Origin of the sequence: Butyrivibrio proteoclasticus B316 (genome assembly GCF_000145035.1) — a bacterium.
In the GTDB taxonomy this organism is placed as follows: Bacteria; Bacillota; Clostridia; order Lachnospirales; family Lachnospiraceae; genus Butyrivibrio; species Butyrivibrio proteoclasticus.
This window is the reverse complement of record NC_014387.1, coordinates 2,635,158-2,651,163: the sequence shown is the minus strand read 5'-3', so window position 1 is coordinate 2,651,163 and position 16,006 is coordinate 2,635,158. Positions and strand designations below refer to the sequence as shown.

Genomic DNA, 16,006 nt, shown 5'->3' with positions numbered 1-16,006 from the left:
AAAACATATCATTTGCCCAAAAAACTAGGATAAAGACATGTGATTTGTACGTTTTTGTACTTATGTAACGTAGTAGAAAGGGCGTGTTATGAGATTTTACAAGGATAGATATACAATATTTTGCGACATTTGAACTGCGGATATGAGACCAGGCAGTCCAAGTGCCTTTGCACGATGGACTGACGTTATGGGCTCATAGGAGCGTTTAGTTCAATGGGATGCAAAAATTGTATATCAGACGAATAAAATCACATAACACGCCCTTATCAAAAAATTACAAATAACAACAACTACAATTACAGCAAATGAATTCCGTTTTTGTCGCACTCGCTGACCATTTCATCAGGCCAGATTGAGCACTGGACTTCTCCAATGTGTGCCTTCCTCAGGAAGAACATACAAATTCTGGATTGTCCGATACCGCCTCCGATAGTGTATGGAAGTTCACCATCAAGAATAGCTTTCTGGAATGGAAGCTGAGCTCTCTCTGTACATCCGGCCTTCTCAAGCTGAGTCTTAAGAGACTTCTCATCAACTCTTATGCCCATGCTGGATAACTCAAGAGCAATATCAAGAATAGGATAATAAACAATAATGTCAGCGTTGAGCTGCCAGTCATCATAGTCTGGAGCTCTGCCGTCATGACGGTCACCTGAAGCAAGCTCATCACCGATCTGCATTATGCAGACAGCGCCCTTTGCCTTGGCAATGTAGTACTCACGCTCCTTGGGAGTGTTATCAGGGAACATATCTTCAAGTTCCTGAGTTGTGATAAAGAAAATATCATCAGGAAGGAGCTCTTCTATATAGTCGTACTGGATGGACATGAATTTCTCTGTCTTGCGAAGAACCTTGTAAACATCGCGTACAGTAGCCTTGAGGAAGTCCATGTTACGATCTTCCTTGCGGATAACCTTCTCCCAGTCCCACTGATCTACAAAAATTGAATGAATATTGTCCGGAACCTCGTCTCTTCTGATAGCGTTCATATCAGTATAGAGACCTTCGCCAACATTAAAACCATATTTCTTGAGAGCGAATCTCTTCCACTTGGCGAGAGAGTGAACTACTTCAGCAGGTCTCTGGCCTTCGTTCAGAATATCAAAAGCTACAGGACGCTCAACACCATTAAGGTTATCGTTAAGGCCTGACTCGGGTGTTACAAATAATGGCGCAGTTACGCGCTGCAGATTAAGTCTTGTTGAAAGCATTCCCTGAAAAAAGTCTTTGACAGTCTTGATTCCAACCTGAGTATCATGAAGATCAAGAGCGGACTCGTATTTCTTGGGGATTTTAAGGTTCTCCATATTAGTACTCCAATTCTCAAAAATTTACTTATTACATATTAAAACCATGAAATCTATATTGCAAGTTATTTATACGATAAAAAAAGTAGTGACATGTTGATATATTGTAGTTTTTTAAAAGCCGCTATCCATGCACCTTATGTAAGCAGTTACATAAAATTCGTATTTTCGTCACAGTTTCGTCACAAAAAACTATTTACAAAAACGTTTACGGTCTGTATATTACTAGGAAGGTTTGTGACAGTTTTACGTTTTTTATTCACAGATATTAGGTAGAGGTTTCCGTGATTTGGTTTTACCAAGGAGGTTTTTATGTTAGAAAATGTTATTAAGAAGCACATTATGCTTCAGCCAACACAGGTTCAGGACTTTGTAAAAGAGGCTACAAAGTGTGATTTTGATGTTGATATATATTACAACAGATATGTAGTTGATGCTAAGTCTATTTTAGGTGTATTTGGTCTTGATCTTACCAAGACTCTTACTGTTGAGTACCAGGGACATAACAAGCAGTTCGAGCAGTATCTTAACGGACTTGCTATCGCTGGTTGATAATTTAGCTTTTTCATTTTGAATCCTTTTATATAATGGCGGATAAGATATCAATAGATGTCTTATCCGTCTTTTTATGATATAGCTCCGCTATGGATGCGCACTCGCGACATTCTTTTTATTAAACAGAATTTTCCGCATAATCCCCTCAGCATGATACAATAAGTTCTGAAAAACAATCTTCAATCGGAGATATTCATGACAACGATCACTATTTCAGTACGCGGCCTTGTAGAATTCATTCTCAGAAGTGGCAGCATAGATAACAGAATACAGCAGGCACCGGCCGATGCAATACAGGAGGGTGGAAGGATCCACCGCATGATACAAAAGAGTATGGGGCCTGACTATCACGCAGAAGTTCCCCTTTCCTTTATTCATCACGCAGATAATTATGACCTTTTAATAGAGGGTAGAGCTGACGGAATCTTGGATAAGTATATAGATGATCCTGACGCATATGATGCTCAGGAGAGCTTTATTGATAAGCCTAAACCAGCTCCACTGATAGATGAGATCAAGGGTACTTACAGAGACCTCAGGAAAATGGAGGTTCCTGTTGATGTTCACCTTGCCCAGGCCAAGTGCTATGCCGCAATGTATTGCAAGGACAGACATTGCCCTAATATAAATGTCCGCATGAGCTATTGCAATATTGATACAGAAGAAATGAAGTATTTTGACTTTTCTTTTTCCTATGAGGAGATAGTAAAGTGGTTTGATGAGCTTATTTCAATGTATCTCAAGTGGTCAGACTTTGAATTTAACTGGTCCGGAGTAAGGACAACGTCTATAAAGGCAGTTCAGTTCCCTTTTCCCTACAGAGATGGCCAGAAAGACCTGGCGGCTGCAGTTTATAGGACTATCGTCCATGGTAAAAAACTGTTCCTCGAGGCTCCTACAGGAACCGGCAAGACAATAACAACGGTTTTTCCCACTGTTAAGGCAGTTGGTGAAGGCAAGATCAGTAAGCTCTTTTACCTGACAGCCAAAACTATCACCAGAACTGTTGCTGAGGAAGCCTTTGCTACTCTTAGAAAGGCCCAAAATCTCAGGTTTAAGACAGCTACTATAACTGCCAGAGATAAAATATGTTTCCTTGATGAAAATGAAAGAAACTGTAATCCACAGGCCTGCCCTTATGCAAATGGGCACTATGACAGAATAAACGACGCTATTTATGATCTTCTGGCACACGAGGATTCTTTTGACAGGGAAAAAATAGTAGAATACGCTACAAGGCATCAGGTCTGCCCTTTTGAGATGTCTCTTGATATGAGCCTTTGGGCGGATGGCATCATATGTGATTATAACTATGTTTTTGACCCCTTTGTTTATCTTAGAAGGTTCTTTGCAGAGGGTAAAAAGAAGGACTACGTTTTCCTCGTAGATGAGACGCACAACCTTTTGGACAGAGGGCGCGACATGTATAGCGCTTTTCTCAGGAAAGAGAGCTTTTTGGAGCTTAAGAGCCTTATAAAGGAATTTCACCCAAGTATCGCCGGGCACCTTGATAAATGCAACAAAGCTATGCTGGAGCTAAAAAGAAATTGCGACGGCTGTACTGTGCTTACAAGCATAGACAGTGTGATAAATCCCCTAAACAGGCTGGCGGGAATAATATCAGAGTATCTTGAAGACCATTCGGAAGGCCCTTGCAGAGAGGATATATTGGAATTCTACTTTGACGTATCAAGGTTTCTGACCATTTTTGACCTTGTGGATGATCATTATGTTATGTACAGCGAATTTGCGGAAAATGGCGATTTCCTTGTAAGACTGTCCTGTGCGGATCCATCGAGAAATCTGGCGCAGTGTATGGAAAGAGGAAGGTCATCGATACTGTTTTCGGCTACTCTTTTACCTATTCAGTATTATAAAAAGCTTCTGGGAGGAACAGAAGAAGACTACGAAATTTATGCAAGATCAATCTTTGATCCGGAGAGGCTTGGCGTATATCTGGGAGTTGATGTTACCAGTAAGTATTCAGAGCGCAGTCCGCAGCAGTACTACAATATAGCAAGTTATATTAATAGTGTGGTGGGAGCCAGAAGCGGCAATTATCTGATTTTCTTCCCTTCACATCAGTTTCTTGAGGAAGTTCTTTATATTTATGAAGAAGAGTTTTATGACGAAGAAAACACAGAACTTCTTGTCCAGCGTGATTACATGAGTGAGGAAGCAAGAGAAGCTTTCCTTGACAGGTTTTCCACAGGAAATGATATTGACCTTTCAAAAGTTATCCACATGGATCTTGAGATAGTAGAAGATAAGAATATTCTGGGCTTTTGTGTAATGGGCGGAATATTCAGTGAGGGAATTGATCTGAAATATGACAGCCTGATTGGCGTTATAGTTGTTGGGACAGGAATTCCACTTGTATGTAATGAGAGAGAAATTCTAAGGGAATACTTTGAAAAGGCAGGTTTTGACGGATTTGACTATGCCTACAGATTCCCGGGAATGAACAAGGTTTTGCAGGCAGCAGGGCGTGTTATCAGAACGGAAGAGGATAAAGGAGTTGTGACTTTACTTGATAATCGTTTCACGGCGGCGAGTTATAAATCTCTATTTCCAAGGGAGTGGAAGGGTTACAAAACAGTAACGACCAAAACGGTCAAAAATGAGATAACCCAGTTTTGGTCCGAAAAAACAGGTGACTAAGCCATTGAATTATAAAAAAATACCCCGAAATGCTAAAAAATGATTTACATAAAGCAGTATAAAATAAATTTATGTAAACCGATAAAAATAATGAATTGTATCAATTGCTCGAACAATAATACGTTTTTTTGAAAAAATGATGAAAAAGCTTTAATAAAATGACGAGTGTGTCATGTGGATAACTCTGTGGAAATTGGGGATTAGTTAAAAAATATAAAAGCAAACCCCAGTAAAATAGCGGATTTCTAAAGCGTGTGGAAATTAACTAATAAACGAGTAAAAATAATCATATGACCAAATAAGTCAACGTGTATATGTAAACCAACATAAAGCATGACATACGTGTCATATAAAAAGCGCAACCCCAGTATTCATGCATGTTTCACATAAGAATTCACTATTCATCAAATTATTATTTTCCTTGAAATGTAACAGCCAGGTGATGTAAAATTGTATTTACCTTCAAATGTTATCGAATTTTTGTTGGACTAGTTTGCGCAAAAAAGTCGCAAATCCACAATTTGTGGGGGCTTTACGATTGTGGATAACTTTTTGTGATAGATGAACTGGGGGTGCTTTATGAACATAAAGGATTACGATCGGGAAATACAGACTCTTAACAGCGAAATGATGCTTGCAAGATCTTCAATGTCCAGTAGCTACATTGGAATATGTAATCGTTTTGTTCGTGCGGCCAAACGTCTCGACGACAATAGTCTTGTCGGCTATGCGTATTACTATCTGGCTGATGCTTATTACCTGCTCAGCACTGATTATCGTAAGTTCAATATGAATCTCCTCAAGGCAATTGAATATTTACAGATGGAAGGAGATGCCGAGCATCTTGCAAGGTGTTATAACCTTCTTGGAATAGATTCTCTTAATCATGGCAACTACGAGCTTGCTATTGATTTCTTTTTAAAGGGAATTAAATATTGCGAAGATCTGCCTGACAGTGGTGTTCCTGGGTTTATGTTTTTTAACATAGGACATGTGTATTACAGATTTGGCGATGTTAAAACAGCCCTTTCATATATCAGATCGGCCTATAAACATATCAGAAAGAATCGTAAAGAGAGCCTTTATTACAGAAATATCCTCTATTGTCACTGCTTCGAGGCTGATTGCTATATAAGGCTTGGCAAACCTGATTCAGTACGAAAGTGCCTTGAAGCCATGGACAAGCTGGCAAATTACCAGGAGTTTAATGAGGAGTATCTTTTAGGACTTCCTATCCTCGATACCAAGATGAGAGCCTATTATTATCTTGGTGATGAAAAGAGGTTTGAGTATTATTTCAAAATGCTGAACGGTCTTATCAAAGACAGGAAGTTCTCGCTTGATGATATGGTGGATGTTTACAATACTGCCCGTTTTTACCTTGAGATAGGAAAAGAAAAAGAGGCTATCAAGGTGGCTCAATTAACCGAGCAGGAACTTGATGATCTTAACATTGCTAATTTAAGACTTAACCACGCCAAGTTAAGATGCGAGATTTATGAAAGGGTAAATGATCCTGAGGCCAGAACAAGGGCTCTCGAAGATTTTTACAGATATACTCTTGAATTTGAAAAAGAGAAGATGGTCAACTACAAGTTTTTTGCCGCTATGAGAACTAAGCTTTCCAATGTGGAAAAAGAAAATGACAAGCTCATGAGACAGGCGGAAACAGACCAGCTTACAGGTCTTGGTAACAGGTATAGTCTCAACAGGTATGCGGAAACAGCTTTTGAAAAGGCCTGTGAAAAAGGGCATTATCTGGCTGTTGAAATTCTTGATGTGGATGATTTTAAGCAGTTTAATGACAGGTACGGTCATCAGGTAGGAGATATGTGTCTCAAGCAGATATCCAAAGCTATAATCGATATCTGCGAGCATAGTAAGGGAATCCACGCTTTCAGATATGGCGGAGATGAGTTCATAATAATCTATGAGAGTATGAGCGATAAAAAGGTTCTGGATTATGCAGTTAAACTCCGGGAAAGAATAGGAAATATAGCGCTGGAATCAGAAATGGCTGATGAAGGCATAACTATCAGTATTTCCCAGGGAATACGTAATTCTGTCCCCAAGGAAACAACCAAGCTCTGGGATTACATGTATGCGGCAGACAATGCACTTTATCAGGTTAAGGAGAGCCGCAAAGGAGAGATAGCACTTATCCACAATGCTGTGATCTCACAGAAATCCCTTGATGAAGTTAAACATAGCTGAGGATTTGGGCGTGAGTAAGTTATTCTGTGAATAGAAAAGGTTTACCATGTTTATATCTTGACATTATTTTTTTGAACTAATATAGTTATTTTAAATTATTTTTTTAAAGGTTATGAGAAAGAGGAGTACATATCTTTACAGAGTCTAAAGAGAAGATACCTGTGCGGAGGATTTTCATGAGGCATAAGTCTTATATGAAGCGGCGCACATGCTGAGAGGTATCGGCGATGGAGATGTGGAAGGTAGCTTTTGAACCGGGCACCCAGAACGGGATTATGTTCCCATAAGTGTCCCCGCGTCATCTGCGTTAGAGGATGAGAGTGAAATCCCATTTTTATGGAAGAGCACTTACTGAGTTATAAATCAAGGTGGTACCGCGTATATTACGCCCTTGGTAGCTTATTGGCTGCCAGGGGCTTTTTTATTAGCTGCCTGGCACAACAAAAAAGGAGAAAATCATGAAGAAAGAACTAGCTAAGACTTATGATCCCAAGAACATTGAGAGTCGTCTGTACTCCAATTGGGAAGCCAAGAAATACTTCCATGCTGAAGTAGATGAGACCAAAAAACCATTTACTATTGTTATTCCACCGCCAAACATCACAGGTAAGCTCCACATGGGACATGCCCTTGATAATACAATGCAGGATATTCTCATTCGTTTTAAGAGAATGCAGGGATACAACGCACTTTGGCAGCCAGGAACAGATCATGCATCAATCGCTACTGAGGTTAAGATCATTGATGCTCTTAAGGCAGAAGGAATCGACAAAAGAGATCTTGGCCGTGAGAAATTCCTTGAAAGAGCCTGGGAGTGGAAAAAAGAGTACGGCGGAACTATCATTCAGCAGCTCAAGAAGATGGGATCTTCCTGTGACTGGGACAGAGAGCGTTTCACGATGGATGAAGGCTGTAACGAGGCTGTTACAGAAGTCTTCTGCAAGATGCATGAAAAAGGATATATCTATAAGGGAAGCCGTATCGTAAACTGGTGCCCTGTTTGTAAGACTTCTATCTCTGATGCTGAGGTTGAGTACGAGGAGCAGGCTGGACATTTATGGCATATCAAGTATCCTGTTATCAATGAGGATGGATCAGTTTCTGATACTGAGTTTATCGAGTTTGCGACAACACGTCCTGAGACAATGCTTGGTGATACAGCTGTTGCTGTTAACCCTGATGATGACAGATACAAGAACTTTAAAGGCAAGAAGGTTCTTTTACCTATAGTTAACAGAGAGCTTCCTATCGTAGAAGATTCTTATGTTGATATGGAATTTGGTACAGGTGTAGTTAAGATCACTCCAGGCCATGACCCTAACGACTTTGAGGTTGGTAAGCGTCATAACCTTGAGGAGATCAATATCCTCAATGATGATGCCACTATCAACGCTAATGGCGGCAAATTTGAAGGCATGGATCGCTACGCAGCAAGAGAAGCCATTGTTAAAGAGCTTGATGAGATGGGACTTCTTGTTGAGATTGAGGACTATTCTCACAATGTTGGTACACATGACCGTTGCCACACAACAGTAGAGCCTATGATCAAGGCACAGTGGTTCGTTAAGATGGATGAGCTCATCAAACCTGCAGTTAAGGCTGTTAAAGAGGGTGAGATCAAGCTTATTCCACCTAGAATGGAGAAGACATACTTCAACTGGACAGACAACATCCGTGACTGGTGTATTTCAAGACAGCTCTGGTGGGGCCACAGAATTCCTGCTTACTACTGCGATAAGTGCGGAGAGGTTGTTGTATCCAAGACTACTCCTACAGTTTGTCCTAAGTGCGGTGAAACTCACTTTACTCAGGATCCTGACACACTTGATACATGGTTTTCATCAGCTCTTTGGCCATTTGAGACACTTGGCTGGCCACATGACACCAAGGAACTTAAGTATTTCTTCCCTACAGATGTGCTTGTAACAGGTTATGACATTATCTTTTTCTGGGTAATCAGAATGATCTTCTCAAGCTATGAGAACATGGGAACATATCCATTCCACACAGTTCTTTTCCATGGTCTTGTAAGAGACTCTCAGGGACGTAAGATGAGTAAATCTCTTGGAAATGGTATCGATCCTCTTGATATCATTGAGAACTACGGTGCTGATGCTCTTAGACTTACACTTATTACAGGAAACGCACCGGGTAATGATATGCGTTTCTATAATGAAAGAGTTGAGAATAGCCGTAACTTTGCTAACAAGGTTTGGAATGCTTCAAGATTCATTATGATGAACATGGCTGAGGATGCTAAATCTGCAATCCATCAGGATATGCCTGAAGGTCTTGAGCCTGTTGATAAGTGGATCCTTAGTAAGCTCAATAATACGGTAAAAGAAGTTACTGAGAACATGGAACACTATGAACTCGGAATTGCAGTTCAGAAGGTTTATGACTTTATTTGGGATGAGTTCTGTGACTGGTACATTGAGATGGTTAAGCCTCGTCTTTATAATTCAGACGATGCTGTTTCTCATGAGGCAGCTCTTTGGACACTTCAGACAGTACTTCTGAATGCACTTAAGCTCCTGCACCCATACATGCCATTTATTACAGAAGAAATCTTCTGCACAATGCAGGATGAGGAAGAGTCAATCATGATCTCTGACTGGCCTGTATACAAGGATGAGTGGAACTTTGCAGCTGATGAGAAGTCTATCGAGACAATCAAGGAAGCTGTTCGTGGTATCCGTAACGTTCGTACACAGATGAATGTTGCTCCATCAAGAAAGGCAAAAGTATTTGTTGTAAGTGATAAGGATGATGTTCTTGATATCTTCAGAACAGGTAAGCTGTTCTTTGAATCACTTGCTTATGCTTCTGAGTCTGTTTGCCAGAAAGATAAAGAGGGTATTGCAGAGGATGCTGTTTCTGTAGTTCTTGCAGATGCAACAGTTTATATTCCTTTCTCTGATCTTGTGGATCTTTCTGCAGAGATTGAGCGTCTCACCAAGGAGCAGAAGAGACTTGAAGGCGAGCTTAAGAGATCACAGAATATGCTCAGCAATGAGAAATTCCTCTCTAAGGCGCCTGCAGAGAAGATTGCAGAAGAAAAAGAGAAGCAGCAGAAATACCAGCAGACCTACGACCAGGTAACTGAGAGACTTGTACAGCTGACAAAATAAGGCTATGAGCATGTCTGCAAACAGGGGGCTCGTGATGTACAGATAAACCTCCGATGATGCGCTAATCCTATGTGTCGTATATGTGCATTAAAACCTCCGATGATACGCTGTCTCTATGTGTCGTATATGTGTATTAAAACCTCTAATGATGCTTCGCATCAAATCGGTTTTATACACATATACTTCTATAAGAGCAGCTGCATCAAATCGGCTATTTACACATATACATCCACAAGGAAGCCGCATCAAATCGGTTTATCTGTACATTCACTTCGCCTATACTAGCTTGAAGACATGTGCGTAGTTTACTAATGTGTGTAGGCACAAGTCACAGTGGAAATTGGTTTTGTGGGGAAAATGATATATGCAAATTGGCATAAATGCGGAAGTTTGGTAATAGGATTTTGAAAAGCATGTTGTGCCGATATCTGCTGAAAGGCGTTTTATAGTAGGATATGAGTACAGAAATTTTGGGTAAGGTGGCTGATTTTATCAGCAGAGCTGATGGAGGAGAGCATATTTCAGTCACTGAGTGTGAGGATTTTCTCAATCAGGTTCCGAGTTTTACTGACAAACATACAATAGAAGATACAAGGGCTTATCTGGATTTTCTTGGAAATCCTGATGAGAATATGAAGATAATACATGTTGCCGGAACTAACGGAAAAGGTTCCGCTTGCAGCTATATTTCATCTATTCTAATGAAAGCCGGATATAGTGTGGGAATGTTCACATCTCCACATTTGGTTAAGATTACAGAAAGATTTCAGATTGATGGTAAACCGATAAGCGATGGTGTTTTTGTTGAAGTATTTATAGAGATGCTTCGCAGAACTGTCGAATATAATTCAGATAAAGGCAATACAAATAGTTTTTATTTTCCTACCTATTTTGAATATCTCTTTTTCATGGCAATGCTGCTGTATGATGTGTATCCGGTAGATTATCTGGTGCTGGAGACAGGACTTGGTGGGAGACTGGATGCAACTAATGCTGTTAAAAAACCTCTTGTTTCAGTTATTACTGAGATTGGCTATGACCATATGCAGTATCTTGGCGAAACGATAGAGGAGATTGCCTTTGAAAAGGCAGGTATCATTAAAAGCGGTGTTCCGATAGTATTTTTTGACAAGAGAGATGAGAGCACGGCTGTGATCAAGAAAAGAGCTCTTGAACTTGACAGCAGAGCTGTGGTTGTTGAGAGCAGAAATATACAGGATACAAGGCGAATTGAGGATGAAGCAGGGAACAAATACATTGCTTTTTCGTTAAATAGCTTATATGATAAATATGTTGACATAAGGCTTTCGACAGAGGCGCTTTATCAGTCGGAAAATGCTGCCCTGGCAGTTGAAACTGTAGGCATTCTGCGAGGCTTGGGTACAGAGATCTCTGAACTTGATATCAGAGAGGGACTTCTGTCAGCCAAGTGGGAAGGCAGAATGGAAGAAGTGCGTCCGGGTATTTATGTGGACGGCGCTCATAATATTGACGGAATTATGGCTTTTCTCGAGAGTATCAAGAATATGAACTGTTCCGGAAGGAAATTGATGCTGTTTGGAATAGTAAGTGACAAGCAGTACAAGGAGATAGTCCGCAGTATTCTTGAAGCCAGAGAGTTTGAACAGATATACGTGGCTGTACTTGAGACCAGCAGGTCTTTATCAGTTTCTGATCTAAAGGGTGCTTTTGAGGATGCCAAGGACGAGCTTGGTATAATTGGTGTTCCGGTCAAATACTATAGCAATGTAAGAGATGCAATAACAGATATCATAACCAACAGGAAATCCGGAGATATGGTATTTGCTGCAGGTTCTCTCTATCTGGCAGGTCAGATAAAGGGAATGTTATAAACTGGGAGATAATTTGTTACTGGAGCTGTATACACGCGGCAGACAGTTACGATAATTATATCTGAGGGGATAAATATAGATGATCAATTTTGAAGAAGAACTTAAAAAGTTCAGACCCAGTCTGGAAATCGAGGATGCAGAAGACATTATATACAACCAGGATCTGGATGATATGTCAGATGTTTTGGTCAAGCTTTTAAAAGAAGCTAAGGGAGATTTCGATAATCAGAAGAGGACTAAATAACAATGAAGTGCAATCGTTGTGGGGCGGAACTTGATAAAAGCGATGTTTGCCCAGGATGCGGGGCGAATGTCAGAATATATAAGAAAACAGTCAGCCTTTCCAACAGGTTTTACAATGAAGGATTGGAGAAGGCTACAGTAAGAGATCTGACAGGAGCTGTAAGTGCTCTTAGACAGTCACTCAAGCTGGATAAGAATAATATAGATGCAAGAAATCTTCTGGGGCTTGTTTATTACGAGACCGGAGAGGTTGTTGCGGCTCTATCTGAATGGGTTATCAGCAAGAACCTTGAGCCGGAGGAAAACCTTGCAGACAAATATATGGACTATGTCAGAAATAGCCCTTCTCAGCTTGATACAATCAATCAGACTATCAAGAAATTTAATATAGCGCTTAATTACTGCCGTCAGGATGGACTTGATCTGGCTGTGATTCAGCTCAAGAAGGTGCTTTCATTAAATCCCGGATTTATTAAAGCGCACCTTTTGCTTGCCCTTTTATACTTGAAGGGTGGAAACTATGACAGGGCCAAGATAGAGTGCCAGAAGGTATTAAAGCTGGATACCGGCAATGTTATGGCCAAGCGCTATTTAAGAGAAGCGGACAGTATGCTTCTTCCTGGCGAAAGTGGCAAGCTTGTATCAGATATAGCTTCGTCAGATAGTGAAGATGTGATCAGATATAACAGCGGTAATGAGATGATCATTCAGCCGGTTAAAAAGTCACCTATTACAAGAACAGGTTCGATTTGGGGAATAGTTCTTGGAGCTGTTCTGGGACTGGCTGCCGCATGTTTCCTTATTTTGCCTCAGCGTATTCAGAGTATTAACAACAGCAATCAGAATAAGATTTCACAGATAAGTGAGGAGTCTGATGCCAAGTCAGCCAAGATCAATGAATACGAGCAGCAGGTTAAGACTCTTGAGAATCAGATTACTGACCTTCAGAGCAAGGTTACTGATTATGAAGGCGTAGACAGTACTTCTGCGGCCATGAACTCACTTATGAGTGCAACCAATATCTATATGACCGATTCATCTGATATTGATTCGATGGCACAGGCACTTTCAAACCTTGACCTTAACGCTATAAGTGACGATGTTTCACCTGAATTTAAGGCTCTTTACGATACTCTTATGTCACTTGTTGGAAGTGAGCTTGCAACATCATATTACAACGCGGCTAATGATGCGTATAAGGCTGAGGATTATGAGACAGCAATAGCTAATTATTCCAAGGCTTATCAGTTTGACAACACTAATGTCAATACACTTTATTATTTGGGCAATTCCTACTATGAGAGCGGAGATTTTGAGAACGCCAAGACTACTTATGATGCGGTTATCACCAATTTCCCTGATACTCAGAGTGCGGCAGCAGCTCAGACCAAGCTTGCAGAGATTAACAATTCAGGAAACTGATATGCTTTTCGGCTTTGATATATAGGACAGATATTATCGATGATTAATTTTTCGGATTTAACTTTTATTTTCAGGTTTTTGCCTGTATTTATAGTGGCTTTTTACCTGACCCCATATGAATTCAGAACGCTGACCCTTTTGCTGGGAAGCCTTGTGTTCTATGGAGTTGGCGATATCAAGATGTTCCCGGTTCTTCTGGGAGCTGTAATAATCAACTATTTATTTAGCAGAGCGCTAAAGGGCGGAGGAAGCAAGGTCCTTTTGGGCTTTGCTATTGTTCTTGATGCCCTTATGCTTGTTGAATTCAAGCTTCTTGGGCAGTTTGTAGACAGTTCATTTATGCCGATCGGCGTGAGCTTTTTTACCTTCAAGATGATATCATTTCAGATTGATAATTACAGAGGCAAGGTTGATGAAAAAGCGGGATTTTTGGATATTGCCGCTTATTTTGTCATGTTCCCTCAGATTGTTTCAGGACCTATCATGAGATTTGAGGACTATGTCAAGAATCCTTTTATGAAGTTGTGGAACAGAGAAAATGTCGAGACAGATTCAGAAAGTGCTTCCGAGACAGAAACTGATCAGGAAAAAGAGATAGAGGTACTAGAAACTGTAAAGAATGATTCTGATAGTGATTCGGAGATAATAAATCTTGATACAGATGAAGGCATGGAAAAGCTTGAAGATACCGGCAAGAATGAAAGTGCAGCAGAGGGTGAGAGACCAAGTAAGCTTGCTGCAATTGAAGATGGCATTAGATTTTTTGTTATCGGTCTTGCCTTTAAGGTTCTTCTTGCAGACCATCTGTCCATGCTGTGGAGAGATATAGGTACTATAGGTTATGAGAGTATTTCTACTGCATTGGCCTGGCTTGGTGCATATACATATTCAATGGAGCTTTACTTTGACTTCTGGGGATATTCTCTCATGGCAGCAGGAATTGGTGTGATGCTGGGATTTCCTTTTATTGTGAACTTTGATCAGCCCTATGGCTCTAAAAATGTATCTGAGTTTTACAGAAGATGGCATGCAACTCTTGGCTCGTGGTTCAGAGATTATATATATTTCCCTATGGGAGGCAGCAGAAAGGGGAATCTTAGAACAATCCTCAATCTTTTAACTGTCTGGCTTATCACAGGATTTTGGCATGGAGTTACCCTCAATTTTATTTTGTGGGGAATGATCATTTTCGTTATAATTTTATGTGAGCGTTTTATTCTGTCTAAGCTTCCGAAGTTTTTAGGAGACTTTATAGGCAGGATTAATGTGCTGGTTTTAATCCCTCTTACATGGGTGGTATTTGCACTTCCGGATAATGGTATGTTATCCACTTACTTTATGAGATTGTTCCCATTCTTTGGTGTTGGCGTCTCTATTAATCAGGGAGACTTCATCAAGAATGTTGGAATATATGGCATTGTGCTGGGAACAGGACTTATCCTTATGATCCCGGCTGTTTACGGATTTTTTGTTAAGCATAGGAAAAATCCTGTGTTTACTGTTGGTTTACTTTTGCTGTTCTGGGCATGTGTGTACAGCCTTTCAAATGCGGCAGGTAATCCGTTTATGTACTTTAAGTTCTGATTGTTGAAAGTGTGATTTATGAAACTGCTAAAAACTTGCCCGATTCTTATTGGGATTGCGGTAATTACAATAGCATTAACGATTGTCTCTTATGTCTATGAGGACAGCACCTATGCAGATTATGCAGGGGATTTTAACAATGCTGAGATTCCTCATATTGCGCTTGTATTTAAGGGAGCGACAGATGGAGTTTTTCCATGGGGAGGAGTGAAGCTTTCAGGAGAAAGTGACCCTGATAATGGCATGGATACTGATCTGGCAGCAGGGGCAGATGGAAGCGCAGATACAAATGACGGCCTTGTGACTTCTGATAATGGCAATGCGGAAATTTCTGCAGACGGACAGCCTGGCATAAACTTAAGTGTATCTGGCAACAGCTCTTTTGATGATATGGAAATGATATCAGAGAATGATGCAGATAGGACTTATGAGTTTCAGCCGGTTGACGAGGACTATTTTACGGATGCTCTTTTTATAGGAGATTCCAGAACAGTCGGCCTTTCAGAGTACTGTGAGCCGCTTGATGAGAGGGCAACTTTCTATGCTCAGGTTTCTCTGACAATCTACAAGGTGATGGATAAGCCTATTGCTAAATCGGGAAACGATAAGATAACTTTAGAGCAGGCGCTTACAGAGAATCAGTTTAATAAGATATACATAATGCTGGGCCTTAATGAGATAGGAACGGGAACAGCTGAGTCTTTTGCTGAGGAATACGCAAACGTGGTTAACAGGATCAGGGAACTTCAGCCTGATGCAATCATATTTATCCAGGGCATTATGCACGTTACTGAGCACAAGAGTTCAAATGACAAGTATTTTACTAATGATAATATCAACAGACGTAACGAGGAGCTTGCCAAGCTTGCAGATAACAAGACTATCTTTTATATGGATATGAATGAAGCTGTAGATGACGAGAATGGCAATCTGATCAAAGAGTTGTCTTTTGACGATGTGCACCTTAAGGCTTCTTCTTATGAAAGATGGTATCAATTCCTGCTGGGGCATGGTATTGTAAAAGAATGAAATTGGA

The 16,006-nt window shown here is 40.4% G+C and carries 10 protein-coding genes; 9 read left to right on the top strand and 1 reads right to left on the bottom strand.

What is annotated here, in order from left to right; translation table 11 throughout:
- Window positions 1-296 precede the first annotated feature (296 nt).
- Window positions 297-1,307, bottom strand: a complete 1,011-nt coding sequence (asnA, locus tag BPR_RS10935; protein ID WP_013281547.1) for an aspartate--ammonia ligase — start codon at window positions 1,305-1,307, stop codon at window positions 297-299.
- Between the two features lie 312 nt (window positions 1,308-1,619).
- On the opposite strand from asnA, the gene BPR_RS10930 reads away from it, so the two are divergent.
- The 9 genes from BPR_RS10930 (at window position 1,620) to BPR_RS10890 (ending at window position 15,999) form a co-directional block, all read left to right on the top strand.
- The gene (locus BPR_RS10930) at window positions 1,620-1,859 is read left to right on the top strand and encodes an HPr family phosphocarrier protein (RefSeq protein WP_013281546.1); all 240 of its coding nucleotides are present in this window, start codon (window positions 1,620-1,622) and stop codon (window positions 1,857-1,859) included.
- A 198-nt stretch (window positions 1,860-2,057) separates the two neighbouring features.
- Entirely contained in the window at window positions 2,058-4,523 is a 2,466-nt protein-coding gene (locus BPR_RS10925) for an ATP-dependent DNA helicase (protein ID WP_013281545.1), read from the top strand.
- Window positions 4,524-5,102: 579 nt separating this feature from the next.
- Window positions 5,103-6,737 (top strand): tetratricopeptide repeat-containing diguanylate cyclase, encoded by a 1,635-nt coding sequence (locus BPR_RS10920; RefSeq protein WP_013281544.1) that lies wholly within the window; start codon window positions 5,103-5,105, stop codon window positions 6,735-6,737.
- Between the two features lie 458 nt (window positions 6,738-7,195).
- Window positions 7,196-9,868 (top strand): valine--tRNA ligase, encoded by a 2,673-nt coding sequence (locus tag BPR_RS10915; protein ID WP_013281543.1) that lies wholly within the window; start codon window positions 7,196-7,198, stop codon window positions 9,866-9,868.
- 455 nt (window positions 9,869-10,323) lie between these two features.
- Complete coding sequence (locus tag BPR_RS10910) at window positions 10,324-11,721, top strand: bifunctional folylpolyglutamate synthase/dihydrofolate synthase (RefSeq protein ID WP_013281542.1); 1,398 nt, start codon at window positions 10,324-10,326, stop codon at window positions 11,719-11,721.
- A 79-nt stretch (window positions 11,722-11,800) separates the two neighbouring features.
- Window positions 11,801-11,965 (top strand): hypothetical protein, encoded by a 165-nt coding sequence (locus tag BPR_RS20985; RefSeq protein ID WP_013281541.1) that lies wholly within the window; start codon window positions 11,801-11,803, stop codon window positions 11,963-11,965.
- A 2-nt stretch (window positions 11,966-11,967) separates the two neighbouring features.
- Window positions 11,968-13,386: a tetratricopeptide repeat protein gene (locus tag BPR_RS10900; RefSeq protein WP_013281540.1), complete on the top strand. Its 1,419-nt coding sequence runs from the start codon at window positions 11,968-11,970 to the stop codon at window positions 13,384-13,386.
- 39 nt (window positions 13,387-13,425) lie between these two features.
- The gene (locus BPR_RS19885; RefSeq protein WP_013281539.1) at window positions 13,426-14,970 is read left to right on the top strand and encodes an MBOAT family O-acyltransferase; all 1,545 of its coding nucleotides are present in this window, start codon (window positions 13,426-13,428) and stop codon (window positions 14,968-14,970) included.
- A gap of 18 nt (window positions 14,971-14,988) precedes the next feature.
- On the top strand, window positions 14,989-15,999 hold the full coding sequence (locus BPR_RS10890) for a GDSL-type esterase/lipase family protein (RefSeq protein ID WP_013281538.1): 1,011 nt from the start codon (window positions 14,989-14,991) through the stop codon (window positions 15,997-15,999).
- The last annotated feature ends 7 nt before the right edge of the window (window positions 16,000-16,006 follow it).